Annotated in this window: 25 protein-coding genes; 14 read left to right on the plus strand and 11 right to left on the minus strand. The window is 67.8% G+C overall.

The window, feature by feature from the left end; translation table 11 throughout:
- Positions 1-5: 5 nt before the first annotated feature.
- Complete coding sequence (locus ACIQ1T_RS03540; RefSeq protein WP_395943149.1) at positions 6-233, minus strand: hypothetical protein; 228 nt, start codon at positions 231-233, stop codon at positions 6-8.
- Between the two features lie 91 nt (positions 234-324).
- Here ACIQ1T_RS03540 and ACIQ1T_RS03545 point away from each other — a divergent pair, with 91 nt between their 5' ends.
- The 3 genes from ACIQ1T_RS03545 (at position 325) to ACIQ1T_RS03555 (ending at position 3,758) form a co-directional block, all read left to right on the plus strand.
- A complete protein-coding gene (locus tag ACIQ1T_RS03545; protein ID WP_395943150.1) occupies positions 325-1,314 on the plus strand; it encodes a helix-turn-helix transcriptional regulator in 990 nt (329 codons plus the stop codon).
- 80 nt (positions 1,315-1,394) lie between these two features.
- A complete protein-coding gene (locus ACIQ1T_RS03550; RefSeq protein WP_395943151.1) occupies positions 1,395-2,852 on the plus strand; it encodes a hypothetical protein in 1,458 nt (485 codons plus the stop codon).
- Between the two features lie 75 nt (positions 2,853-2,927).
- Entirely contained in the window at positions 2,928-3,758 is an 831-nt protein-coding gene (locus ACIQ1T_RS03555) for a hypothetical protein (RefSeq protein WP_395943152.1), read from the plus strand.
- An 11-nt stretch (positions 3,759-3,769) separates the two neighbouring features.
- Here ACIQ1T_RS03555 and ACIQ1T_RS03560 read toward each other — a convergent pair whose 3' ends face one another.
- The 3 genes from ACIQ1T_RS03560 to ACIQ1T_RS03570 are packed head-to-tail and all read right to left on the minus strand — an operon-like array spanning position 3,770 to position 5,859.
- A complete protein-coding gene (locus ACIQ1T_RS03560) occupies positions 3,770-4,042 on the minus strand; it encodes a type II toxin-antitoxin system RelE/ParE family toxin (RefSeq protein WP_395943153.1) in 273 nt (90 codons plus the stop codon).
- Positions 4,039-4,392 carry a hypothetical protein gene (locus tag ACIQ1T_RS03565; RefSeq protein WP_395943154.1) on the minus strand — a complete coding sequence of 118 codons (354 nt, stop codon included), beginning with the start codon at positions 4,390-4,392 and terminating at the stop codon, positions 4,039-4,041. Before ACIQ1T_RS03565 ends, ACIQ1T_RS03560 begins: the two co-directional genes overlap by 4 nt.
- A gap of 36 nt (positions 4,393-4,428) precedes the next feature.
- Positions 4,429-5,859, minus strand: a complete 1,431-nt coding sequence (locus ACIQ1T_RS03570) for a short-chain fatty acyl-CoA regulator family protein (RefSeq protein ID WP_395943155.1) — start codon at positions 5,857-5,859, stop codon at positions 4,429-4,431.
- 155 nt (positions 5,860-6,014) lie between these two features.
- On the opposite strand from ACIQ1T_RS03570, the gene aceA reads away from it, so the two are divergent.
- Positions 6,015-7,295: an isocitrate lyase gene (aceA, locus tag ACIQ1T_RS03575; RefSeq protein ID WP_395943156.1), complete on the plus strand. Its 1,281-nt coding sequence runs from the start codon at positions 6,015-6,017 to the stop codon at positions 7,293-7,295.
- A gap of 20 nt (positions 7,296-7,315) precedes the next feature.
- Positions 7,316-7,525 (plus strand): hypothetical protein, encoded by a 210-nt coding sequence (locus ACIQ1T_RS03580; protein WP_291536419.1) that lies wholly within the window; start codon positions 7,316-7,318, stop codon positions 7,523-7,525.
- Positions 7,526-7,592: 67 nt separating this feature from the next.
- Here the strand turns inward: ACIQ1T_RS03580 and ACIQ1T_RS03585 are convergent, their stop codons facing one another.
- Entirely contained in the window at positions 7,593-8,750 is a 1,158-nt protein-coding gene (locus ACIQ1T_RS03585; protein WP_395943157.1) for a hypothetical protein, read from the minus strand.
- Between the two features lie 82 nt (positions 8,751-8,832).
- On the minus strand, positions 8,833-9,768 hold the full coding sequence (locus tag ACIQ1T_RS03590) for a ribose-phosphate pyrophosphokinase (protein WP_395943158.1): 936 nt from the start codon (positions 9,766-9,768) through the stop codon (positions 8,833-8,835).
- A gap of 193 nt (positions 9,769-9,961) precedes the next feature.
- Here ACIQ1T_RS03590 and ACIQ1T_RS03595 point away from each other — a divergent pair, with 193 nt between their 5' ends.
- From ACIQ1T_RS03595 to ACIQ1T_RS03620, 6 genes are all read left to right on the plus strand, one after another.
- A complete protein-coding gene (locus ACIQ1T_RS03595; RefSeq protein WP_395943159.1) occupies positions 9,962-10,816 on the plus strand; it encodes an outer membrane protein assembly factor BamD in 855 nt (284 codons plus the stop codon).
- A 99-nt stretch (positions 10,817-10,915) separates the two neighbouring features.
- Positions 10,916-12,613, plus strand: a complete 1,698-nt coding sequence (gene recN, locus ACIQ1T_RS03600; RefSeq protein WP_395943160.1) for a DNA repair protein RecN — start codon at positions 10,916-10,918, stop codon at positions 12,611-12,613.
- A 100-nt stretch (positions 12,614-12,713) separates the two neighbouring features.
- Complete coding sequence (locus ACIQ1T_RS03605) at positions 12,714-13,052, plus strand: hypothetical protein (protein WP_395943161.1); 339 nt, start codon at positions 12,714-12,716, stop codon at positions 13,050-13,052.
- A gap of 641 nt (positions 13,053-13,693) precedes the next feature.
- The gene (locus ACIQ1T_RS03610; RefSeq protein WP_395943162.1) at positions 13,694-14,899 is read left to right on the plus strand and encodes a saccharopine dehydrogenase C-terminal domain-containing protein; all 1,206 of its coding nucleotides are present in this window, start codon (positions 13,694-13,696) and stop codon (positions 14,897-14,899) included.
- 28 nt (positions 14,900-14,927) lie between these two features.
- Positions 14,928-16,100 (plus strand): carboxynorspermidine decarboxylase, encoded by a 1,173-nt coding sequence (locus ACIQ1T_RS03615; RefSeq protein ID WP_395943163.1) that lies wholly within the window; start codon positions 14,928-14,930, stop codon positions 16,098-16,100.
- A gap of 94 nt (positions 16,101-16,194) precedes the next feature.
- Positions 16,195-18,600, plus strand: a complete 2,406-nt coding sequence (locus ACIQ1T_RS03620; RefSeq protein WP_395943164.1) for an ATP-binding protein — start codon at positions 16,195-16,197, stop codon at positions 18,598-18,600.
- A 7-nt stretch (positions 18,601-18,607) separates the two neighbouring features.
- On the opposite strand, the gene ACIQ1T_RS03625 is transcribed toward ACIQ1T_RS03620, so the two are convergent.
- The 5 genes from ACIQ1T_RS03625 to ACIQ1T_RS03645 all read right to left on the minus strand — a co-directional run bounded on the left by ACIQ1T_RS03625 (position 18,608) and on the right by ACIQ1T_RS03645 (position 21,925).
- Positions 18,608-19,021, minus strand: a complete 414-nt coding sequence (locus ACIQ1T_RS03625) for a response regulator (protein ID WP_395943165.1) — start codon at positions 19,019-19,021, stop codon at positions 18,608-18,610.
- A 101-nt stretch (positions 19,022-19,122) separates the two neighbouring features.
- Positions 19,123-20,040: a cobalamin biosynthesis protein CbiG gene (locus ACIQ1T_RS03630; RefSeq protein WP_395943166.1), complete on the minus strand. Its 918-nt coding sequence runs from the start codon at positions 20,038-20,040 to the stop codon at positions 19,123-19,125.
- 79 nt (positions 20,041-20,119) lie between these two features.
- Positions 20,120-20,635: a hypothetical protein gene (locus tag ACIQ1T_RS03635; RefSeq protein WP_395943167.1), complete on the minus strand. Its 516-nt coding sequence runs from the start codon at positions 20,633-20,635 to the stop codon at positions 20,120-20,122.
- A gap of 5 nt (positions 20,636-20,640) precedes the next feature.
- Positions 20,641-21,426, minus strand: a complete 786-nt coding sequence (gene xth, locus ACIQ1T_RS03640; RefSeq protein WP_395943168.1) for an exodeoxyribonuclease III — start codon at positions 21,424-21,426, stop codon at positions 20,641-20,643.
- A 103-nt stretch (positions 21,427-21,529) separates the two neighbouring features.
- Complete coding sequence (locus ACIQ1T_RS03645; protein ID WP_395943169.1) at positions 21,530-21,925, minus strand: hypothetical protein; 396 nt, start codon at positions 21,923-21,925, stop codon at positions 21,530-21,532.
- Between the two features lie 664 nt (positions 21,926-22,589).
- On the opposite strand from ACIQ1T_RS03645, the gene ACIQ1T_RS03650 reads away from it, so the two are divergent.
- From ACIQ1T_RS03650 to ACIQ1T_RS03660, 3 genes are all read left to right on the plus strand, one after another.
- Positions 22,590-23,675, plus strand: coding sequence for an MBL fold metallo-hydrolase (locus ACIQ1T_RS03650; RefSeq protein ID WP_395943170.1), 1,086 nt, complete (start codon positions 22,590-22,592; stop codon positions 23,673-23,675).
- Positions 23,672-24,445 (plus strand): enoyl-CoA hydratase, encoded by a 774-nt coding sequence (locus ACIQ1T_RS03655; RefSeq protein ID WP_395943171.1) that lies wholly within the window; start codon positions 23,672-23,674, stop codon positions 24,443-24,445. The genes ACIQ1T_RS03650 and ACIQ1T_RS03655 overlap by 4 nt, the downstream gene beginning before the upstream one ends.
- Positions 24,446-24,517: 72 nt before the next feature.
- Positions 24,518-25,024 (plus strand): GNAT family N-acetyltransferase, encoded by a 507-nt coding sequence (locus tag ACIQ1T_RS03660; protein WP_395943172.1) that lies wholly within the window; start codon positions 24,518-24,520, stop codon positions 25,022-25,024.
- Positions 25,025-25,031: the final 7 nt, after the last annotated feature.

Genomic DNA, 25,031 nt, shown 5'->3' on the forward strand with positions numbered 1-25,031 from the left:
CGGGTTCAGGCCGCCATCCGCCATTCGGCCGCAGCCTCGGCATAGTCGGCGCGGGCCTCGTCCCACAGGGCGTCCTCGTCGGAATAGCGGGCGCTGGCGGCGGCCGAGATGACGTCGACCACCTGTTCCTCCAGGCGATCCCAGATCACGGCCAGGTCCGAGGCTTCGTCGTCGCACGGGACGATGATGTAGCGGCTGGCGTTGACGGCTTGAGCGGGTTGGAAACGAGCCATGTGACGATCTCCTGAAGCGATGGCCTCTTGTCGATGTTGAGGTTATGCCCCAGTGATACGTCAGAAACGGACGTAGCATTCGAGGGTGGCGGTGAGACACGACAAGGCGGCCCTGGTGATCGACCTGGCGCGGCGCATGGCCGCCAGCGCCGAAGGCCTGACCATCGACGAGATGGCGCGGGACATGCGCGTCGGCCGCCGCACCGCCGAACGGATGCGCGACGCAGTGATGATGCTGTTCCCCCAGGTGGACGAGGTGTCGGATCCGCCGTCGAAACGCTGGCGCATCCGGGGCGGTCTGTCGGCCTTCGAACAGGCGCCGACGGCGACCGAGATGCTGGAACTGACCAAGGCCGCCTCCGGCCTGCGCGCGGCGGGCGAGCCGGCGCGCGCCGCGGCGCTGGAGGGTCTGGAGCGCAAGCTGAAGGCCGCGATGCGGTCCACGACCCTGAACCGGATGGCGCCGGACCTGGAGGCCCTGGTCCGGGCCGAGACCATCGCCGTCCAGGCCGGGCCGCGCCCATCGGCGGACGAGAGGATGCTGACCGCCATTCGCGGGGCGGTGCTGGCGCAGCAGCCGCTGGGCTTCACCTATTCCCGGCCGGGGGCCGAGCCGCGCCGCCGCAGCGTGGCCCCCTGCGGCGTCATGTTCGGCCGCGCCAACTATCTGGTCGCCGCCGACCGCGAGACGGGGCGGATCCAGACCTTTCGCCTGGACCGGATGAGCAGCGTGGAGCCGCAGGAGGGCGTGGCGCTTCCGCCCGCCGACTTCGACCTGGCCGTCTTCGCCAGCCAGTCCTTCGGCATCTATCAGGACGAGATCGAGGACGTGGTCCTGCGGATCGTGCCCGAGGGGGCGGCCGAGGCCAAAGGCTGGCGCTGGCATCCGACCCAGTCGTTCGAGGACCAGCCGGACGGGGCCGTGATCGTGCGGTTCCGGGCTTCGGGGATGCGGGAACTGGCCTGGCACCTGTTCTCGTGGGGCGAGCAGGCGGTCATTCTGGCGCCCGAACGTCTGAAGGCGACCATGGCGGGGGAACTGGCGGCGGCCGGCCGGGCCCTCGAACGGGCCACAGACTGACGAAACCGTAACTGACCGACGGCGTTGTGAACGGCTAGGCTTGTCGCCCGCCGCCTGACCGTTCCTCCGGAGACTTCGCTTTGCGCGTCCAAGCCTTGACCTGTTCCGCCCCGACCCTGGGCGTCCTGGCCTCGGTCATCGCCCTGAGCGGCGCCTGCGCGTCGGCCGGGCCGGTCTCACCGGCCGCCGGTCCCGCGCCGGTCCGGCTGGAGGCCGCGCGTCCGTCGGTCCTGGTCCAACGCGACGGCGACAACTGGACGGCCGACTTCACCCTGGATCGCGACGCGCCGGTCTGGGCCTTCATCCGGTCCGAGGTGGTCGAGGGGACGCGCCGGCCGTGGCGACTGGAACAGTGGCGGGTGACGACGCCCGGCGTGGTTCTGGACCGGATCAACGACCACGACGTCCTTCGCGCGACGGACGGCGGGCCCGTGCCGCGCCGGGTCCGCATCGCCCTGCACCCGCGATCCGTCGATCTGGAGGCCGGATACGGCAGCCTGGCCTTCACCACCGGCGCGGTCGCCCTGCCCAGCATGCAGTTCGATCTGTTCCCGACCACGCTGGACCGGGTGCGCCGGCTGCCCGGCGACCTGAACGGCGTCGACCTGGGCGCCGAGACCCCCCGCGTCGTCTGGCGGGATCGGGCCGGACCCGTCCTGCTGGACGGCGGGCGGGTGACCGAAGCGGTGACCCAGGACCGCACCGCCTATGTCCTGTTCGGCCAGGTCGAGACGCTGGAGGCGTCGGACATGGTGGTGATGATGGACCCGGCCCTGCCCAGTTGGATCGGACGGCAGGTCGGCAGTTTCGCGCCCCAGGTCGGGGCCTATTACGCCCGGCGTCTTGGTCCCGGCCAGACCGATCATCCGACGGTGATGATCAGTTGGCGCGGTCCGACCGAACGTATGACCAGCATGGGCGGCAGCGTCGTCCCCGGCGTCATCGTCATGAGTTTCGAAGGGTCGGGCGTGGTCAATCCGACGCCGGAGATGCTGTCGGTGTCACGCTGGTTCATCGGCCACGAGAGCGCGCATTTCTGGCTGGGCCAGTCGGTCCGGTACGAGTTCGCCCGCGACATGTGGATCACCGAGGGCGGGGCTGATCTCATGGCGGTGCGGGCCCTGCAGACCATCGACCCGGCCTATGACGCGCGCGGCGAACTGCAGAAGGAGATCGACGACTGCGTCTCCCTGTCGACCGGCCGGGCCGTGGTCACGGCGTCCGAACGCGGCGAACATCGGGCCTATTACGCCTGTGGCGCCGTCTTCGCCATGGCGGCCGAGGCGGCGCAGAAACAGAGGACCGGCGGCGACTGGTTCGATTTTCTGAAACCCCTGCTGCGCCAGCCGGACGGGGTGTTGAGCCGCGAGGAATGGCTGACGGCCCTGACGCGGGTGTCGCGTGATCCGTCGCTGCGCGGCGATGTGGAGCGGTTGCTGGACCGGGGCGCGGACGATCCGTCGGCGGTCATCGCCCGCCTGTTCCAGCGCACCGGCGTCGCCTTCCGGATGGAGGGCGGCCGCGTCGTCCTGACCTGATCGAGGTTTGACGCGGATCAAGGCGGGGAGGGCGCGAAGGGCGCACTCAGGCTCCGGCAAGAAGGAGCAGACGCCATGACCTATGCAAGCCTGATGGTCTATGTCGACGACGAGGCCGACAATGTCGCGCGGATCGGGTTCGCGCGCGATCTGGCCGCCATCCATGACGCGACCCTGATCGGAATGGCCGTCAGCGAGCCGGAGCCGCCGCTGGTCGACGCCTATGTGGCCGGCGGCATGGCCGGCGAGATCCTGGCCCTGCGCCGGGACCAGGCGGACGGCGAACTGTCGGCCGCAAAGGCGCGGTTCATGGCGGCGATGAAGGATACCGGCATCCGCCATGAGTGGCGGGCCGAGACCGGCTATCCGGCGTCCTGTGTCGCCCGCCATGCGCGGGCCGCGGACCTGATCCTGGTCGGGCGGGACGCGGGACGCTCGCCTTATCGGGCGCCGGATGCGGGCGATCTGATCATGAATGTGGGGCGGCCGGTGCTGATCGCTCCGCCGCGCGCCCTGGCCGCTCCGGTGGACGGCGTCGCCCTGGTGGCGTGGAAGGAGGGGCGCGAGGCCCAGCGCGCCGTCGCCGCGGCCCTGCCGTTGCTGCGTCAGGCGCGCGAGGTCCAGGTGGTCGAAATCTGCGCCTCGGCCGATGTGGCCGCGGCCGCGGCGCGCACCGCCGATGTCGCCGAATGGCTGAACCGTCATGGTGTCGCCGCCGAAAGCGAGGCTCGCCCGCGCGACGAACGTCCGGCCGGGGACCGCATCCTGGCCTGCGTCGAACAGACCGGCGCCAATCTGGTCGTCGCCGGCGCCTGGGGCCACAGCCGGATGCGCGAATGGGTTCTGGGCGGCGTGACCCAGGCCCTGCTGAACCGCAGCCAGTCCTGGCTGATGCTGAGCCACTGAAGGGGCGGGGCTCAGCGTTCCTCGCGGGCGTGGAAGATGCGGGCGATCACGACGGCGTCCGCATCGACCCGGTACTGGATCACATAGCCGCTGTCGCCGAAGGGGACATAGAGTTCGCGCAAACCGTCCCTGGCGAGCCCGATGCGAGGCGAATGAGCGAGCTGTGCCGCCGCCTGGATGATCGTCTGGGTCGCGCGTCGGGCGGCGTTGGGATTGACCTCTCTGAGAAAACCTATGACCCGACGTCGGTCGTGAACCGCGTCAGGAGATAGTTTCAGCTTCAAGGCCGGGTCTTGAGCATGTCTTCGAGCTCTCTCTCGAAGCCCTCGGCCCATTCCTCGAATTCGATGAACTCGCCCGTGCGGTCGTATTCGGCGAGACGACGTTCAGCCTCGGCGGTGTCATAGGGCTTGGTCGGCGGCCAGGGGGCGGCCCCCCCGTCCGCGACGAAAGGCGTGTCGCCTTCCCGAACCCCCAATTCGCGAGAGACGCCCTTTCCAGCCTCTCCCGCCAAAACCCGCTCCAGGATCGCGACCGCGTAATCATGCGGGGTCATGCCGGCCGCGCGCGCGGCGGCCTTGAGCCGTTCGAGCGTCTCGTCGGTCAGGTTCAGCGTCAGGACGTGGTCGGCCATGGCTGAAGACTGTCACAACTTTTGGTGGTTGGGAACTCAGGCGGCGGCGAAGGGATAGGGGCTGACGGACTTGGACCAGTCGTCGACGGCCAGGGGCCGATCGACGGGGGCGGCGGCGCGTTCGGCGCAGGGGTGGCGGTGGCACAGGCGGCAGGCGGGACCGATGGGGGTGACCTCGGGGTTCTGCAGGTCGATGCCGTGAGCATAGGCGAGGCGGGGGGCGTGGCGCAGCTCGCAGCCCAGGCCGACGGCCAGGTCGTGGGCCTCGCCGTGACCGTCCTGGCCCTGGCGTTCGACGGTGCGGGCGAAGGTGAACCAGCGACCGCCGTCCGGAGTCTCGATGATCTGGGTGACGATCCGGCCGGGGGTGCGGAAGGCGGAATGCAGCCGCCAGCGCGGGCAGGCGCCGCCGAAACGCGAAAAGGGAAAGGCCCCGGCGGCATAGCGTTTGGAGATATTGCCGGCCTGATCGACCCGCATCAGGAAGAAGGGCACGCCCCGCGCCGTGGGCCGCGACAGGGTGGTCAGCCGGTGAGCGGCCTGTTCGTAGCTGACGCCGAACCGGGCCTGGAGCCGCGCCAGATCGTAGCCGGTCTCCTCCGCCGTGCGCTGGAAGGCGGCGTAGGGCATCAGGATCGCCGCAGCGAGGGTGTTGGTCAGGGCCACCTTAAGCAGGGCGCGGGTTGCGGCGTCGGGGGCGTTCGAGGTCTCCGCCATCTGGTGCAGGGCCTGACCGTGCTCGACCAGAGCCAGCTGATAGGCGACGGCGAAGGCGCGCGAGGACGGGCCCAGGGTCTCGGACAGCAGCAGGCGGCGGCGGTGCAGGTCGTAGCGGCGGGTCCATTCGACCATGACCTCGGCCGGCAGGGTGCGGACGCCCAGATCGTGTTTCGCCGCCAGCCGGTGGCGGGCGGCGGGCTCGAAGCCGTCGGCGTGGGCGGGCGCCTCGGCGGCCAGGGCCTCGGACAGGGCCTCGCCCATCTGGTCCAGTTCGGGGAAGTGGTTGCCGCGTGACTGGATATATTCGCGCACCCATTCGGCCGGGCTGGTCTCGATCGGGCTCTCGCCGGTCTCGGCTGACGCCCGCGCCCGGGCGCGGGCGTCGTCGAAGGCGCGGTAGAGGCGCAGGAAGGCGTCGGCGACGCCCGGCGCCTCGTCCAGCAACTGGATCAGTTCGTGACGCGGGGCGGACAGGCCCTTGAACAGGGGGTCGGCCAGAACCTCGGTCAGCCGCGCCTCGTCCGCCTCTCCGCCCTGGTTCAGGGCGCGCAGATCGACGTCATAGGTGTCGGCCAGACGCAGCAGAAGCTGGGCCGAGACCGGCCGCTGGTTGCGCTCTATGTGGTTGAGATAGCTGGGGGAAACGTCCAGATCGGCCGCCATGGCCGTCTGGGTCAGGCCCAGGTCGCGCCGCAGGCGCTTGAGTCGGGCGCCCAGGAACAGCTTGCGATCGGCGGCGGCGTTCATCGTTGCAGAGTGTCACAATATGACTGATCTGGCAAAGTCATATTATGACAAGATGACTTGGTTGTCGCGGTTCTGGCTGTGTCGATTTTGACTGTAGCGTGTTCTTGTCCCTGAGACGGCGGCTGCGGCCGCGCCATCAGAAACCGAGTTCGACCATGACCAATTTCAACGATCTGGTGCCATCGCCCGCCGGCCGTTTCGACGGCATCGAGCGCCCCTATACGCCGGAGGATGTCCTGCGCCTGCGCGGCTCTGTGCCGGTGACCCATACCCTGGCCGAGCGCGGCGCCAATCGCCTGTGGCAGTTGCTGCACGACGAGCCCTTCATCAACGCCCTGGGCGCCGTCACAGGAAATCAGGCCATGCAGATGGTCCGGGCGGGGCTGAAGGCCATCTATCTGTCGGGCTGGCAGGTGGCGGCCGACGCCAATACGGCCGGCGCCATGTATCCCGACCAGTCCCTGTATCCGGCCAACGCCGCGCCGGAACTGTGCCGTCGCATCAACCGCACCCTGCAGCGCGCCGACCAGATCGAGCACGCCGAGGGCGGCGCCAAGCGCGACTGGTTCGTTCCGATTGTCGCCGACGCTGAAGCCGGCTTCGGCGGTCCGCTGAACAGCTTCGAGATCATGAAGGCCTTCATCGAGGCGGGCGCCGCCGGCGTCCACTTCGAGGACCAGCTGGCGTCGGAGAAGAAGTGCGGCCACCTGGGCGGCAAGGTTCTGATCCCGACCCAGGCGCATGAACGGAACCTGGTCGCGGCGCGTCTGGCGGCCGACGTCATGGGCACGCCGACCATCACGGTCGCCCGGACCGACGCCGAGAGCGCCCAGCTGATCACCTCGGACATCGACGAGCGGGACCAGCCCTTCATCGACCGGGAAAACCGCACGCCCGAGGGCTTCTTCCGCCTGAAGGAGGGCACGGGTCTGGACCACTGCATCGCGCGCGGCCTGTCCTACGCCAATATCGCCGACCTGCTGTGGTGGGAGACCAGCCACCCGGACCTGGACGATGCGAAGAAGTTCGCCGAGGCCGTGCAGAAGAAGCATCCGGGCAAGCTGATGGCCTACAACTGCTCGCCGTCCTTCAACTGGAAGGCCAAGCTGGACGACGCCACCATCGCCAAGTTCCAGCGCGAGCTGGGGGCCATGGGCTACAAGTTCCAGTTCGTGACCCTGGCCGGCTTCCACGCCCTGAACAACTCGATGTTCGAGCTGGCGGACGGGTATCGCGATCGCGGCATGGCGGCCTATTCCGAGCTGCAGCAGCGCGAGTTCGCCAACGAATCCATCGGCTACACCGCCACCCGCCACCAGAGGGAAGTCGGCACCGGCTATTTCGACCAGGTCGCCACGGTCATCTCCAACGGCACGTCATCGACGACGGCGCTGAAGGACTCGACCGAGACCGCCCAGTTCACCCACGCGGCTTAACCAGGAAAGGAACCGCACAAATGGAACCTCTGACCCGAACCGAAGCCATCATCGACTTCTGCCTGGCGCCCCTGGCGCTCGACACCGGCACCGAGGCCGAACGCGAGGTGCGCCGCCGCATGACCCATGTGTTGCGGACCTATCAGGCCAAGATCGCCAATCCGGTGTCGGTGGACTTCTCGTCCATGCCGTCCCAGGTGATCAACGAGGCGGCTCACGGCTACGAATAGGCCGTCGTCTCAATGAAAAGGCCCGCTCCGATCGCTCGGGGCGGGCCTTGTTTCGTTCGGCGCCGGATCAGCGTGACGACGGCGAGGCCGTATTCAGCGACACTGTGGGGGAAACCGGGCTCTGGGCGGGGCTTTGGGTCGGGGCGGGGACCGGCGTCGGCGTCAGGGTGACCTGGACCGGCGTCTGGGCGGGCGGAGGCGGCGTGCCGGTCTCTTCCGGATCGCCGACGGTGATGGTGGTGATCGACGTCGCCTGGGTCGCGCAGCTGGCCAGGTCGCGGGCGACGTGGCGGCCCAGGCAGAACATGTCCTCGTAGCTGGGGCGCGAGGCCGCCAGGCACTGGAACAGCATCAGCTTGGACATGTTCAGGCAGAATTCGTTGTTCGGCTCGATCGACAGGGCGTCGGTATTGGCGCGGGCCTCGTCGCCGGCCGAACCCAGGGCCGCCAGGGCGGCGATGGCCAGGGAGCGGGTGACGGCGGGGGTATAGGGGGGCGATTTGCGCGACGGCGTGACGGCCAGTCCCGTGCCGCTGTTGGCGGCGGCGAACAATTGCGCGGACTCGTCGGCGGAGGGCAGCATGGTCGCCGCTGACAGGGTCTTGGCGCTTTCCAGGCGGACTTCGCGGTTCTGGATATGGGCGACGGCCCAGCGACGGCGCGGGTCGTTGCGGGCCTGGACGGTATAGGCGTCCTGTTCGACCGCCTCGGCGATGGCGCGCATGGCCAGGGCGTCCTTGCCGATCGTGTCGGAGATCAGACCGGCGGCGGCGTCGGCGCCGGGCAGGGTGGCGGCATAGGCCGGATCGGCGACGATCTGGGCGACCATCTGCTGGCGCTGGACCGGATCGATCGCGAACTGGCGCACGCCCGCCACGAACTCGGGCGACTGCAGGGCGATGATCGAGCCATAGGCGATCAGGCCGCGCGACAACTGGGCCGGGTCATAGGCCGCGCCCTTGCGGATGGCGGCCTGGATGGATTCCGCGTCGGCGAAGCCGCCCGGCTGGATCGTCTGGGCTTCACGCAGGAAGGCGACATAGATGGACGCCGCCTCGGCCACGCCCTGGTTCAGGGAAATGGGCGGGGGTTGGCGCGCCGCGAGTTCGGCCAGGCGCTGAGCTTCCAGCTCGGCCTTGGACGGTCCGGTTTCGCAACTGGCCAGTATGACGGCGGCGACGAGAGCGACGGCGGAGACGCCGCGGCGCAGGGGGGCCGATTTCATGGGAACATCCTCACGGCGGTTACGCGCGCAAAAGCGCCGGTACTTGGGCGCTTATAACGTGGGGAAAGTGGTTTTCCGAAGGTTAATCGAACAGCTTGGAAACGGATTCCTCGTTGGCGATCCGACGGATAGCCTCGCCGATCAGCGGAGCCACGGAAACCGCACGGATTTTCGAGCAGTTCAAAACTTCGTGGGGCTGTTCGATGGAGTCGGTGATGACCAGCTCCTTCAGCGGGCCGTCGGTGATCCGCTTGACCGCCGGGCCCGACAGGACGCCGTGGCTGATGTAGGCCGAGACCTCGGTCGCGCCCTGATCGATCAAGGCCTTGGCCGCATTGACCAGGGTGCCGCCCGAATCGACGATGTCGTCGAACAGGATGCAGCGACGGCCTTCGACGTCGCCGATGATGTTCATGACCTCGCTCTCGCCGGCCTTGGGCCGGCGCTTGTCGACGATGGCCAGGTCGGCGTTCAGGCGGCTGGCCAGCGAGCGGGCGCGCACCACGCCGCCGACGTCGGGCGAGACGATCATCAGGTCGTCGCCGCGCGTGTAGTTCTCGCGGATGTCCTGGGCCAGGACCGGGGTGGCGACCAGATTGTCGGTGGGAATGTCGAAGAAGCCCTGGATCTGGCCGGCGTGCAGATCCATCGTCAGCACGCGGTCCGCGCCGGCGCGGGTGATCAGATTGGCCACCAGCTTGGCCGAGATCGGCGTGCGGCCGCCGGTCTTACGGTCCTGACGGGCGTAGCCGAAATAGGGCATGACGGCCGTGATCCGCTTGGCGGAGGCGCGCACCAGCGCGTCCGTCATGATCAGCAGTTCCATCAGGTTGTCGTTGGCGGGATAGCTGGTCGACTGCAGGATGAAGACGTCCTCGCCGCGGACGTTCTCCTCGATCACGGCGAAGACCTCGTTGTCGGCGAACCGCTTGACCTGGGCCTTGGTCAGGGGGGCGTCCAGGTGGTCGGCGATCGCCTGAGAGAGGGCCCGGTTGGAGTTGCCTGAGAGCAGCTTCATCGGCTGGTCATCCTTTCGCCGTCATCCGACCCCCATGAACGGCCGTCGGTTGGCGCGCTCTTTACCAGCGGTGCCGGGCAGGGCAAGTCGTGTGCGGAGAGATTTCGTCGGCATGGCGCGGCCCGGTCGTGGGTGCTAGAGATCGCCGCGTTCGTTTCTGGAGGCTTGGCTGCAGCCAATTCTCCGCTCGTCTATGGGGTCGTCCTTGTCCGTTTCCAAGTTCCGTTCCGGCCTGGTGCTGATGGCTGCGGCGGCCGCCGCGCTGACGATTTCAGGCTGCGCCGGCAACTCGCGCCCGAAGCTGGCCTATGAAGAACGGCCGGTCGAGGCCCTCTACAACACCGGTTATGACCGGTTGCAGCAACGTCGCTGGGCCGACGCCGTCGACTATTTCCAGGAAGTGGAACGTCAGCACCCCTATTCCGACTGGGCGCGTCGTTCGATCCTGATGCAGGTCTACGCCTATTATGAGAACAACAACTATGCGGAGGCGGTCGCCGCCGCCGACCGGTTCATCGCCCTGTTCCCGGGCAATCCCTCGGCCGCCTACGCCTTCTACATGAAGGCGGTCTGCAACTTCGAACAGATCACCGACGTGGGCCGCGACCAGGGCTACGCCAACGCCGCCCTGGCGGGACTGAAGGACGTGGCGCGCCGCTATCCGGGCACGCCCTACGCCAGCGACGCCGCCGTCAAGATCGACATGGTCAACGACCAGCTGGCCGGCAAGGAAATGAACATCGGCCGCTATTACCAGCGCGCCAACCAGCCGCTGGCCGCCCTGAACCGCTACAAGGCCGTCATCGCCAACCCCGAGTTCCAGCGCACCTCGCACACGCCGGAAGCCCTGTACCGTCTGGTCGAGGTCAATCTGCAACTGGGCCTCAAGGAAGAGGCGACCCGCAATGGCGCCGTCCTGGGCTTCAACTTCCCCGGCAGCCCCTGGTATTCCGAGGCCTACGCCCTGCTGACCGAAAACGGCCAGACCCCGGACAAGGCTCCCGAGGCGAAGCGCGAATCCTGGCTGCAGCGGATCATCCCGGGCTGACCGTCCGGGAGAGAAGAGGGGGAACACCCTTGTGCATCCCCGCGCATCTCTCGATTCTGTCGGCGTGATCCTGATTCGTTCCACCGGCGACCAACCTGCATGCTGACCGCCCTTTCCATCCGCGACGTCGTCCTGGTCGACGTGCTGGATCTCGACGTCGAGACCGGCCTGACCGTGCTGACCGGCGAGACGGGGGCGGGCAAGTCGATCATCCTGGACGCCCTGGGTCTGGCCCTGGGCGGGCGCGGGGATGCGGGCCTGGTCCGCCACGGCGCCAGACAGGCGGTGGCCACCGCCGTCTTCACCGCCCCCGACGATCCCGACCTGCTGGCCCTGATCGCGGACAAGGGATTCGAGGTCCGGCCGGGCGAGGACCTGATCCTGCGCCGGGTGCTGACCGCCGACGGCCGCAGCAAGGCCTATGTCAACGACCAGCCCGCCGGGGTCACGGCCCTGCGTGAAATCGGCGCCGCCCTGGTCGAGGTGCATGGCCAGCACGAGACCGTGGGCCTGCTGGACTGGCGCAATCACCGGGGCCTGCTGGACGCCTATGGCGGGGTCCAGCCCCAGCTCCAGGCCGTCGCCGCCGCCTCGACCAAGCTGAAGACCGCCGAGGCGAAACTGGCCGAACTCCAGGCCCAGGCCGCCGACGCCGCCGCGCGTCTGGAAGAGATCAGCCTGAACCTGTCCGAACTGGACGCCCTGGATCCCCGCGCCGACGAGGAGACGGAGCTGGCCGGCGAGCGCGCCCTGCTGGGCGCCGCCGAAAAGGCCATCGCCGATCTGGCCGACGCCCGCACCCAGCTGGGCGGCGACAAGCTGAGCCAGAAGCTGGGCGCCGCCCTGCGCGCCGTCGAACATGCGCGCCAGCGGGCCGGGCAGGCGGGGGCCGAGGGCGACCATCCGGTGATCCTGAAACTGTCCGCCGCCGTCGAGGCCATCGACCGCACCATGGTCGAGGCGGCCGAGGCCGTCGCCGCCGTGGACGCCGCCGCCGACGCCTTCGACTATGAGCCTGGCCGTCTGGACAAGGCCGAGGAACGACTGTTCGCCCTGCGGGCCACGGCGCGCAAGCTGAACACCACGGTCGACGCCCTGCCGTCGCTGCGGGTTCGCCTACGCGAACAGCTGCGGCTGATCGAGGACGGGGAAGAGGCCCTGACCAACGCCGGCCGCGACGTGGCCCAGGCCATCGAATCCTATGATCTGGCGGCCGAATTCCTGACCTCGGCGCGCGAGGCGGCCGCCGAGCGCCTGACCGCCGCCGTCATGGGCGAGCTTGGCCCGCTGAAGCTGGAGCGGGCGCGGTTCCGCGTGGCGCTGGAGCCGATCGAGGGCCGGCGCGGTCCCGACGGGCGCGAGACCATCCGTTTCCAGATCGCCACCAACGCCGGCTCCGACTTCGGCCCGCTGGACGCGATTGCGTCGGGCGGCGAACTGGCTCGTTTCGCCCTGGCGATGAAGGCGGCCCTGGCCAGCCGTGAGGACATGCTGCAGCCGGTGATGATCTTCGACGAGGTCGATCAGGGCGTCGGCGGCGCCGTGGCCGAGGCCGTGGGATCGCGCCTGAAACGCCTGTCCACCGGCGCCCAGGTCCTGGTCGTGACCCACAGCCCCCAGGTCGCCGCGCGCGGCCACGCCCACTGGAAGGTGATGAAGGCGGACCGCGACGGCCTGACCACCACGACGGTCGTCGCCCTGGACGACGCGCGCCGTCAGGAAGAGATCGCGCGAATGCTGTCGGGCGCCGAGATCACCGACGAGGCGCGGGCGGCGGCAAGGGCGCTGATCGGGTAGGGGCTGGTTGTCGGGGCGGCGGAGGTCTGGTCTTGGCGTGGGCGGCAAGTTCGCAAATCGACCCATAGCGGACCTCACCGGCTTGGGGCAGAGTTCGTCAATGGCTCTGAATGACTACCAAGGCGAGTATGTTACCGGCGGCACCTTTCTCTACGATGGGCTGGTCCCCAAACGCGTGACCATCATCGCGAAAGACCATGACGCTAGTTACGCGCTTGGCAAAGCCGAGGATTGGTTGGAACCGGGCGAGACAGCCATGCCGGTAGGCCCGGATGGCGTCCTCTATTACCAGCTTGGCGAACTCACCCCACACCAGACGCTGGCCCAAGCGAAGGCATGGATTGATGGAAAGGATTACGGACCAATCGATTGGGACGAGTCAGTGACAAAACCCGGCGATATATCGGCCACAACCGGCCCATGGGGGAAGCGGCGATAGAAGCGATGTCCGCTACCCACCCCTAGCGAAACTTCAGAGTGTCAGCTTGAGGCGACAGAAGAGAGCCGTTGCGCCCCTAATTCTGAAGGCGAACTTCTAGGTTTTCAGCGACATGGCTTGCGCAAACGGCAATCGACCTGGCTTCCTCCGAAACCGTGCCATAATCCCCGCGCGGTCTTTGAAAGCGTGAACCCCCATCCGCTGCAATTGCAATTTGACGGCGCCTATTTCGCACCATTCATACTATTCAGACTCTGTTTTTCAGTCCCGCGTCCCGCGTCTCCTCTCCCGCGCCATCCCCCTCACTCCCGTCATCCTCGGCCTTGTGCCGAGGATCCAGACTCCCGGTGTTTCCGCAGGGTGCGCCGCCGTCGAAACCGGGCGTCTGGATCCTAGGGACAAGCCCTAGGATGACGAAAAGGAGGTGGGGCCTCCTCGGCCCAAACGTCGATTTCGCACTATTCGCACTATTCAGACTCTGTTTTCCCGGCCCCGCGCTATCGAGCGCCTCCGAAACAAAACCCCGAATCCCACAGGAAATCCCCCGGCATTAGCCGTCCTGTCATCATCGTGCTAAGAGCCCCGCCCTTTATACGGGCGGCGCAGTCGCCAGAGCATTTCAGTCTTCAGGAGAAGCACACATGAGCAGGGTGCTGGTCATTGGCGCAGGCGGCGTCAGTTCGGTCGCGGTCCACAAGATGGCGATGAATGCGGACATCTTCTCGCACATCACCCTGGCGAGCCGGACGAAATCGAAATGCGACGCCATCGCCGACTCGGTCAAGTCGCGCTTCGGCGTGACCATCGACACGGCGGCCATCGACGCCGACGACGTCGCCGCCACCACGGCCCTGATCCAGGCGGTCAAGCCGGCCCTGGTCGTCAACCTGGCCCTGCCGTACCAGGACCTGGCCATCATGGACGCCTGCCTGGCCGCCGGCGTGAACTATCTCGACACCGCCAACTACGAGCCGCGCGACGAGGCCAAGTTCGAATACAAGTGGCAGTGGGCCTATCAGGAGCGCTTCAAGGACGCCGGTCTGATGGCGCTGCTGGGCTCGGGCTTCGACCCCGGCGTGACCTCGGTCTTCGCCACCTACACCAAGAAGCACCTGCTGGACTCGATCGAGACCCTCGACATCCTGGACTGCAACGGCGGCGACACGGGCCTGCCCTTCGCCACCAACTTCAACCCCGAGATCAATCTGCGCGAAGTGACCGCCAACTCGCGTCACTGGGAAAACGGCCAGTGGGTCGAGGGCCCGGCCCTGAGCCACAAGCAGAGCTTCGACTTCGAGGGCGTCGGCCCGAAGAACATGTACCTCATGTATCATGAGGAGCTGGAGTCGCTGGCCAAATTCTATCCGGAAATCAAGCGCATCCGCTTCTGGATGACCTTCGGCGATTCCTATCTCAAGCACCTGGAAGTGCTGGAGAACATCGGCATGACCTCGATCGAGCCCATGATGTTCCAGGGCCGCGAGATCATCCCGATCGAGTTCCTGAAGGCCCTGCTGCCCGAGCCGGCCTCGCTGGGTCCGATCACCAAGGGCAAGACCAATATCGGCACCATCGCCACGGGCGCCAAGGACGGCGCGCAGAAGACGGTCTACGTCAAGAACATCTGCGACCACGAGGAAGCCTATGCCGAGACCGGCAACCAGGCCGTCAGCTACACCACCGGCGTCCCCGCCATGATCGGCGCGGCCCTGATGCTGACGGGCCAGTGGAAGGGCGAGGGCGTGTTCAACATTGAACAGCTGAACCCCGATCCCTTTATGGACATGCTGAACAAGCACGGCCTGCCGTGGACCGTCGAGGAGCTCGACGCCCCCCTAGCCTTCTAAATTTGGCCTTCTAAGGAAAAACAGAGCCATGCAGACCCAGGCCGGCGGACCGGGTGAATTCGCCCGTTTCGATCTGAACCGCGTCCCGTCGCCCGCCTTCGTGGTCGACGAGGCGGCGGTGCGCCGTAACCTCTCGGTCCTGAAGGACGTGGGAGAGCGCGGCGACGCCCGGGTGCTGCTGGCCCTGAAGGCCTTTTCCATGTGGTCGCTGGCCGACGTCGTCGGGGAATATCTCGACGGCGTCTGCGCCTCCGGCCTGTGGGAGGCGCGGCTGGCCCGCGAGTTCTACAAGGGCCACCTGACCACCTATTCCCCGGCCTACAAGCCGGCCGACCTGCCCGAGATCCTGCGTCTGTCGGACACGGTCATCTTCAACGCCCCGGACCAGATCGCCCGCTTCGCCGACCTGATCGCCGCCGCGCGGGCGGAGGGTCAGGTCTTCGACATCGGCCTGCGCCTGAACCCGGAGCATTCGGAGGCCGAGGTCGCCAAATACGACCCCTGCCAGCTGGGCTCGCGCCTGGGCTTCCCGGTGTCGCAGCTGAAGCCGGAGCACCTGGAAGGCGTCGACGGCCTGCACATCCACGCCCTGTGCGAACAGGGCTTCGAGCCGCTGGAGCGGATCTGGGCGGCGGTCGAGCCGACCCTGACGCCCCTGCTGAAGCCGCTGAAGTGGATCAATCTGGGCGGCGGCCACCACGTCACCCGCGCCGACTATGATATCGAGGGCCTGACCGCCTTCCTGCGCCGTCTGGGCCAGACCCACGGCCTGACCGTCTATATCGAGCCGGGCGAGGCCATCGCCCTGGACGCCGGGATCCTGGTGGGCGAGGTGCTGGACACCTTCCACAACGGCATGGACATCGCCATCACCGACATTTCGGCGACCTGCCATATGCCGGACGTGATCGAGGCCCCCTATCGCCCGGCCATGCTGCGGGAAGGCGAGGCGGGCGCGACCTTCCGTCTGGGCGGCCCGTCCTGCCTGGCCGGCGACATCATCGGCGACTATGTCTTCGAGACCGCGCCGACGGCGGGAACGCGCATCGCTTTCCTGGATCAGGCCCATTATTCGATGGTGAAGACCAACACCTTCAACGGCGTGCCCCTGCCGGCCATCGCCCTGTGGAACAGCGCCACGGACGAGCTGAAACTGGTGCGCGAATTCGACTATTCCGAGTTCCGCGACCGCCTGTCCTGAGGGAGAGATCAGGAACTCCCCTTACCCCGCGGTAACGCGAAAGTAGGCAAGGGGGGGCGATACGGGCTTCGCAGTATCCGGGGTCCAGTAGTCGATGAACGAAAGCCAGCGTCTCTCCAGCGTTCGTTCGCTGCACGCCGTCGGGGCCGCCCCCGACGCCGCGACTGACGCCGCCGCACGCCTGGCGGCGAGCCTGCTGGACTGCCCCATCGCCCTGGTCACCCTGCTGGACGAGGACATCCAGTGGTTCAAGGCCAGCATAGGCATCGACGGTTGTTCGACGCCCCGTGACGATTCCTTCTGCACCCATGCCCTGGCGCTTCCGGCCCACGACGTGATGGTGGTCGAGGACGCCACGCGCGACATCCGCTTCGTGGACAATCCCTATGTGACGGGTGATCCCCACATCCGCTTCTATGTCGGCGCCCTGCTGACCGGGACGGACGGCGCCAACTACGGCACCCTGTGCTGCATCGACACCAAGCCTCGCCCGCGCCCGGACGAGGCCATGCTGGACCGGTTGCGCGACCTGGCGCGACTGGTGGTGTCGGAGCTGGAGCGCGCCCGCGCCGAACGCCAGCGTGGCGAACAGAAACACATGCTGACCATGGTCGAGAGCCTATCCGGCGTCGGCCATTGGCGCGTGGACATGATCGACCAGACCGTCTTCTGGTCGGACGAGGTCTATGCCATCCACGGCGTCTCATCCCGGACCTTCAAACCCGATTTCGAGAAGGCCTCGGCCTTCTATCCCCAGGCTGACCGCGAGAAGCTGGGCGAGTGCTGGCAAAGGACCATGGCGGGCGGCGGCCCGTTCGAGCTGGATCTGTGCATTCATCGTCAGGACGGCGTCACCCGTCAGATCGTCACCAAGGGGGCGGCCGAATTCCTGCCGGACGGCACGCCCCTGGCCATGTTCGGCGTCTTCCAGGACGTAACCGATCAGCGCGCCGCCATGGACGTGCTGGCGCGCAGTCACGCCCGGTTCAAGCTGCTGGCCGACAACGCCGCGGACGTCATCGCCCGTATTCAGCTGCATGGCCATTCCAACTATATCTCGCCCGCCGTCGAACGACTGCTGGGTTGGAAGCCGCACGAGATGGCGGGCCGCACGGCCGAATCCTTCGTACATCCCGACGATCGCGCGCGACTGGCCGAGACCTTCACGCAGATGGCGCATGGACGCGGCGCGGCGACCCTGGAGCATCGTCTTCTGCATCGCGACGGGCGGGTCATCTGGGGTGAGACCCGGATGCGGCTGGTGCGCGACGAGTATGGACGGCCGGTCGAGACCGTGGTCGTGATCCGTGACATCTCGCGCCGCAAGGCGCTGGAGGTCCAGCTGGAACAGGCTCGCGCCGAGGCCGAGGCCGCCGCCGCCGTGAAGGCCGAGTTCCTGGCCAACATGAGCCACGAACTGCGCACGCCCCTGACCAGCATCATAGGCTTCACCGGTCTGACGCTGGAGCAGGAACTGCCCGACCTGGTCCGCAATTATGTCGGCCGCGTCGACAACGCCGGCCGCGCCCTGCTTTGCACGGTCAACGACATCCTGGACTTCTCCAAGCTGGAGGCCGGTCAGGTCGCCATCCGGCCCGAGCCGACCGACATCGAGACCCTGGCGCGCTCGACCCTGGACCTGTTCACGCCCCAGGCCGGGGCCAAGGACCTGAACCTGGATCTGCAATTGGAGACAGGCCACGCCACCATCGTCGCCGATCCGGACCGGCTGCGTCAGATCCTGCTGAACATGATCGGCAATGCGGTGAAGTTCACCAGCCGCGGCGGGGTGCGCCTGACCGTCCGCTGGAGCGCCGATGAAGAACGCCTCCGGGTCGCGGTGCATGACACCGGCGACGGCATCCCGGCCGACAAGCTGGACCGGCTGTTCCGGCGCTTCTCACAGGTTGACGGTTCCCAGACCCGGTCGCATGGCGGCACCGGCCTGGGCCTGGCCATCTGCAAGGGTCTGGTGGAGGCCATGGACGGGGCCATCGGCGCCGACAGCGTCGAGGGCCAGGGCAGCGTCTTCTGGTTCGAGATCCCCGCGCCCGCCGCCGAACAGGCCGTCGCCGCCGGCGCCACGCCCATGGGCGGGGCCGAGGTCGGTGGGCTGCGGGTGCTGGTGGTCGACGACCATCCCGCCAACCGCGAACTGGCCCGCGCCTTCCTCAGCGGCATGGGGGCGACGGTCGAGGATGCGGTGGACGGCGCCGACGCGGTCGAATGCGCTGAACGCCGGGCCTATGACGTGATCCTGATGGATATGCGCATGCCGAAAATGGGGGGTGTCGAGGCCCTGGGCATGATCCGCGCCGGTTCCGGCCCGAACCGGCTGACCCCGGTCCTGGCCTATACGGCCGACGCGGGCGAGGGCGTGGCGACGGAGCTGCTGGGCCTGGGTTTCGTCGGCGCCGTATCCAAGCCGGTGGCGGCCGAGGCCCTGATCCGGGCCGTGTCCGAGGCGATGATGACCCTGCCGGAAGCTGCAGCGGCCTGACGCGTTTTCAGCGCGCGCGGACGCTGGTCATGTCGTCCAGCCAGATCAGGTCGCGATCCTCGATGACCCGTTTCACCTTGGCCAGCAGGTCTGCGGGGCGCACCGGCTTGACCAGATAGCCGCGCGCTCCAAGGCGGCGGGCCTCGACCAGGTCGTCGGTCTGGTTGGAGGCGGTCAGGAAGACAACCGGCGTCTCGGCCCAGCCGGGCGCGCCGCGCAGGCGTTTCAGAACCTCAAGCCCGGACATGATCGGCATGTGCAGATCCAGCAGGACCAGAGCCGGCGGCGCATAGGCCAGACGTTCCAGAACGGCGGCGCCGTCTCGGGCCTCGGCGACCTTGAATTCGCCTCCGCCCAGAGCCGCGACGATGAAGTCGCGGACGTCGTCATTGTCTTCAGCGACCAGAATCTGGTGAGCCACGGTCGCCTCCAACGCAACGCGAATCCTTGGTGCAGGATCGGGCCGCCCGAAGGGAAGTCAACTCGGGGGGATTACGGTGAAGGTCGCCGGATTCGGTTGTGTCAGACGCCCAGAATCCAGCCTTCTTCCTGCTCGACCTGTTCGATCAGTTCGGGCGTGGCGTCCTTCGGCGGGCCGAAGGCCTTGGCCAGGTCGCCGGCCTCGTCCATCCGGGCCAGGGCCTCGGCGGTCGAACGGACCTGAGCCTGGTCCTTGTATTCGCCCTCGTTGGGCTTGGTCTCGTGCATCGAGGGCCAGACCTCGACCACCAGGGCCGACAGGGGCTCGACGTCCTCGGGCGTCAGCTCACGCCAGCCGGTGCCGAAGGGCCAGACGGCGCCCGCCGGCCCCAGGTTCTCCAGCAGGCGGCGCACGGCCGGAATGCCGACCAGGGTCTGGCCGCCCACGGCGCCGGCGCCATGCATCTGCCAGACGCTCTTGGGCTGGAGCCTGCCCTTGCGGGCCGCGTTCTCGGTGGCGCGGAACTCGGGGATGTCGGCGCCCGCGCCTGCGGGGGGCTTGGTCGTGGTCAGCCAGCGTTGCGCCTGTTTGGCCGGGGCGCCCCACAGGGGCCAGGCCTCGTCCGTCATCAGCCGGTTCATCTTGGCCGCCACCTGGTAGCGGTTGTTGGTGTTGTCGGCCTTGTCGACGATGTTCGAGGCGATGAATTTCCACATCAGCTGCCACGGGGCCTGGCCCGTCGTTCCCTCCAGCTTCAGGCGCGCGGCCGTGCCGGCCGGATAGCCGAAGTTGAAGTCCAGACCGACCAGAACCCGGTCGCCGCGCTTCCTGTGATCCGCCAGGATCGAGGCCAGCAGGGCTTCGCCCTCGGCGCGGGTCGCGACATTGTGGGTCTCGGTATAGAGACGGAAACGCACGTCGCGCTTCGCCACCCCGATCCACAGCGAGGTGTCGCCGAGCTTCTTGGTCTCGGCGGCGGTCCAGTCAGCGACCACATAGGCGTCGAAAAGGCGGGCCAAGGCGGCCTCCCGTAAAAAGGCGTGTCGATTACAATGAGTGGGGGCTTCTAACGCTCCCGGGCGACAATCGGAAGGGGGCCTAGCCCTTCAGCAGGGCTTCGAGATGCGACAGCCAGCGGCGGCCCAGCCGCAGTGCCTCGCCGGGCGAGCCGGTCTGGCCCGCGAAACCGGCGTCCCACAGGGCCAGTTCGAACTCCGGCTGCCGGGCGTCGGCGAACATCAGTCGCAGCACCACCTGTTCGGCGTCAGGGGCCAGGACGTCCAGCGACTTGCGCGCCTCGCCCCGGCGGATGCGGGCGACCACGTGCCCGTCGACGATGATTTCGCCGCCCTCGACCTCGTCGAAGCCATAGGCCAGGCCATGGGCGCCGTTGGCCCACAGGACCACCACCTGTTCGATGTCGAAGTTGAGGGCGCAGGCCCGGCCCTCGCCCGGCGACAGGGCCTCGACCTCAGGCGGGGCGCCCAAGGCCTTGAGCAGGGCGCGGCGAATCCGGCGCGCGGGCTCCATCCACCACGACAGGGCCAGGGCCAGAGTCGTCAGCAGGGCCGCCGCCAGAGCCACCAGCAGGACCACCCGCAAGGCGTCGGCCATCGGCGTCAGGCCTCCAGATCGATATCGACCACGACGGGGACGTGGTCGCTGGGCTTGTCCATGTCGCGCGCGTCGCGGTGGGTCTCGACGCCCCGGAACCGGTCGGCCGCCTGGGGCGACAGCAGGGCGAAGTCGATGCGGATGCCGTGATCACGCTGCCAGGCGCCGGCCTGATAGTCCCAGAAGCTGTAGGTTCCGGCCGGTTCGCCCCCGACCTCGTGCGCGTCGGCCAAGCCCAGGTTCTTCAGGGCGCGGAAAGCCTGGCGGCTCTGCGGCTGGAACAGGGCGTCATCGGTCCAGGCGGCGGGGTTCTTGGCGTCCTCGGCCTCGGGGATGACATTGTAGTCGCCGCACAGGGCCAGGGGCTCCTCGAACTTCAGCAGGTCGCGGGCGTGGCGGTTCAGCCGGTCGAACCAGGCCAGCTTGTAGGCGAATTTCTCGGTCCCGATCGGATTGCCGTTCGGCAGATAGATGGCGGCGACGCGGATGGGGCGGGGCGCCTCGACCACGGCCTCGATATAGCGGGCCTGTTCGTCCGTCTCGTCGCCGGGCAGGCCGCGGCGGATGTCGGACAGCGGGTATTTCGACAGCAGGGCGACGCCGTTGTAGCTCTTCTGGCCGTGGGTCTCGACATTGTAGCCCAGGCTCTCGAAGGCCTCGCGCGGGAATTTTTCGTCCACGCATTTGATCTCCTGGAAACAGGCGACGTCGGGGGCGGCCTGCTCCAGCCAGGCCAGCACGGTGGGCAGGCGGGCGTTGACCGAGTTCACGTTCCAGGTGGCGATGCGCATGACGGCGACGCTAGGCTGCGTCACGGTTTCGGGAAAGAGGGCGCAAAAGAAAAGGGCCGCCGGATCGCTCCGACGGCCCTTTCGTCTGGTCTGTCTCGGTCGCTTACGGACGACCGGCGGGCGCCGGAGCAGCGGCCGGAGCCGGAGCCGTCGTCAGCTTGCAGCCGCCGCCGATCTGCTGGGCGGTGGCGCAGGGATAGACCTGTTGCACGACGTTCTCGGCGTTCAGACGAGCGATGACGCCGTCGCCGGCGGCGCACTTGGCTTCGTAGAAGGTTCCGTTGGCGTTGCGGCCCATCAGGCGAGCTTCGGTCACGTCGCACGAGGCGGCTTCCGAACCGGCGAAATAGGCCTTCACGAAGGCGGCGTTCTCGGCCGTGGTGGTGAAGGCGCAGGTTCCGTTCTCGGCCAGCACCTGGATGCAGGGGGTCTTGGTCCAGGCGTTGTTCAGTTGCTTGAGCCAGAAACCGGCGCCGTCGGAGCAGCCGGCTTCATACATGATGCCGCCATCGTTGGCTTTACCCAGAACCTTTACCTGATCCACAGTGCAAGTGACGCCAGCTTGGACGGCATATTCATGCAAAAATTTCTTGGTGTCGGTGTTTGCGGTAATCGTGCACTGCGGGCCGGGATCAGCAGCTGGGTCACGCGCTCGCAAAGTCTCGGCAGAGTAGGCCAAGACGACACAATCGGTCGCAACCGGCGGCGTCTTGGATTCGATTATGTAGCCTGGACCGGTCGAGCAGGCGACTTCGTAGACGGAGGTATTCTCCGTTGTTTGGCCGAGCAGCTTGGCTTCGCTGACTTGGCAGTTGGTGTTGGCCAGGGTCGCTTGTTCCTGAGCGGAGGCCTGTATTTGTTCAGCATTGGGCGCAGTAGGTTGGCGTCCACGACGTTGTCGGGCGGCCGAGGCGCGCGAGGAACCCTCGGTGACGGTCGGTTCGTTCTCAGGGCCTCGTTGAGCTTGTGCGGCGGCGGGAGCGACCGCCATGGCGCTGAACAGGAGCGCCGCGAGGGCGGCGGCGATGCGGGCTTTCATGGAAACACCTCGGGTTCGGAACGGCTGAAGGCTTCGTGGCGATCTAATCGGGCGGGGTCAAGGCGGCTGTGGACGCCAAAGGTCAGATCGGACTAGGGTCTACGCGTTTCAATTGGAGACCCACTTGGCGGACGATGCGACAGCAGTGAAGCCGACGACGGACGCGCGGGGCCTGACCTATCCCATGGGCGCAATCCCGTCTGCGGGAGAGGCCGTCTCGGTCGCGCGCGGCGTGCTGTGGCTGCGGTTCTCCCTGCCGTTTCAGCTGAATCATGTGAACGCCTATGCGGTGCAGGACGGCGACGGCTGGACGCTGATCGACACCGGTCTGCGCACGCCGGACACGGTCGCAGCCTGGGAGGCGGCGCTGGCGGGGCCGCTGGAGGGGCGGCCGGTGAAGCGACTGATCTGCACCCATATGCATCCCGACCATATCGGCCTGGCCGGCTGGTTGTGCGCGCGGACGGGCGCGCCGCTTCTGATGTCGCGACTGGAATATGTGACGGCGCGGATGTTGATGGCTGAAGAGGCGGGTGACGCGCCGGAGGACGGCGCGCGCTTCTTTCGTGCGGCCGGCTGGACCGAGGCCCAGATTGAGCATTGGCGGGCTGATTACGGCGGCTTCGGCAAGGGCGTCGCGCCGATGCCGCGGTCCTATCTGCGTCTGTCGGATGGGGACGGGGTCCGCATAGGCGACGATGACTGGCTTGTGGTGGTCGGATCGGGACACAGCCCGGAACACGTCTGCCTGTGGCGGCGGTCAGATGATGTCTTCATCGCCGGGGATCAGGTCCTGCCGCGCATCTCGTCCAATGTGTCTGTCTGGCCGACCGAGCCGGAGGCCGATCCCCTGGGCGACTGGATGGACTCCCTGGCGAAGCTGCGCGCGCTGTTGCCGGAGGGGGCGTTCGTCCTGCCGGCGCACGGCGAGCCCTTCTACGGCGTCCATGCCCGGCTCGACGCCCTGAAACGCGGGCACGAGGTGGCGCTGAAACGGCTTGAGCGGACGTTGCGTCAACCGTCTAGGGTCGTCGACGGCTTCCCCGCCGTCTTCGGTCGGGCGGTCGGGGACGGGGTGCTGGGCATGGCCACGGGCGAGGCCCAGGCGCACCTGAACTATCTGGAACAACGCGGACGCGCCACACGGACGCGCGACGAGGACGGCGTCGACTGGTGGACAGCCGTCGAACAGGACGAGGAAACGACGTGAGCGAACATATCCGCACCGAATTGAGCGACGGCGTCCTGATCCTGACGCTGGACCGGGCCGACAAGAAGAACGCCATCACCCAGGCCATGTATTCGGCCCTGGCCGAGGCGACCGAGCGGGCGCGGACCGACGACAAGGTGCGGGTTCTGCTGCTGCGGGCCGAGGGCGACAGTTTCTCGGCCGGCAATGACATCGGCGACTTCATCGCCCTGGGCTCTGCGGCGGCGGGGCCGGGCGAGATGCCGGTGTTCCGGTTCCTGAAGGCGTTGGCGGATCTGGACAAGCCGGCGGTGGCGGCGGTGAAGGGGCGGGCGGTCGGCATCGGCCTGACGATGCTGCTGCACTGCGACCTTGTGGTGGTCGCCGAGGACGCCCTGCTGTCCGTGCCGTTCGTCAATCTGGCCCTGGCGCCCGAGGCGGCGTCCAGCCTGCTGCTGCCGGCCGTGATCGGTCATCAGCGGGCCTTCGAACTGTTCGCCCTGGGGGAGCCGTTGGACGGTCGGACCGCCCTGGCCTGGGGTCTGGCCAATCGCGCGGTGCCGGTGGACCAGGTCGAGGCGACGGCGGCCGAGTTGGCGGCCAAGGTGGCGGCCCGCGCGCCCAATTCCATCCGCAAGACCAAGCGGCTGATGCGCGACGCGGAGGGGCTGTGGGCCCTGATGCAGCGCGAGGGCGAGGCCTTCGGCTCGCAGATGCGCAGCCCCGAGGCGATGGAGGCCTTTACCGCCTTCACGCAGAAGCGAGCCCCGGACTTCTCCAAGATCGGCTGACCGTCACAAGACCACGCCTTGATTTGGCGCGGCTTTGGTCCTAGGTGCGCGCGCCTCTCCGTCGGAGCGCCCATGTCGCACGCCCCTGTCCTCAATCTGGCTCTCACGACGGCCGCCAGCCGTATCGAAGCCGAGAGTCCGGCCGACGCCCTCGGAGTCGAGGCCTTGATCATGGCCGCCTTCGGCCCCGGCCGTTTCGCCAAGACGGCGGAGCGGCTGCGCGAGGGATCGCGCCCGACGGCCGGGTTCGTGGCGCGCCATGACGGGCGGATCGTCGGCTCGGTGCGGCTGTGGCCGGTCGTGATCGGCGAGACGGCGGGTCTGTTCCTGGGGCCCATTGCGGTCGACGCCGCCAACCGCAGCGACGGCCTGGGCGCCGAACTGGTGCAGGCCTGTCTGGATCAGGCGCGGACGCTGGATGTGGGCGGGGTGCTGCTGGTGGGCGACCGGGCCTATTTCGAGCGGTTCGGTTTCGTCGGCGCGCCCGAGGCGATCCTGCCCGGGCCGGTAAACCGCCGTCGCGTCCTGTGGATGCCGACCAAGGTCGAGGCCGTTTCCGGGCCGGTTCGCATCGGCTGACCTTTCC

Origin of the sequence: Brevundimonas sp., from assembly GCF_044336875.1 — a bacterium.
Lineage (GTDB): Bacteria > Pseudomonadota > Alphaproteobacteria > Caulobacterales > Caulobacteraceae > Brevundimonas.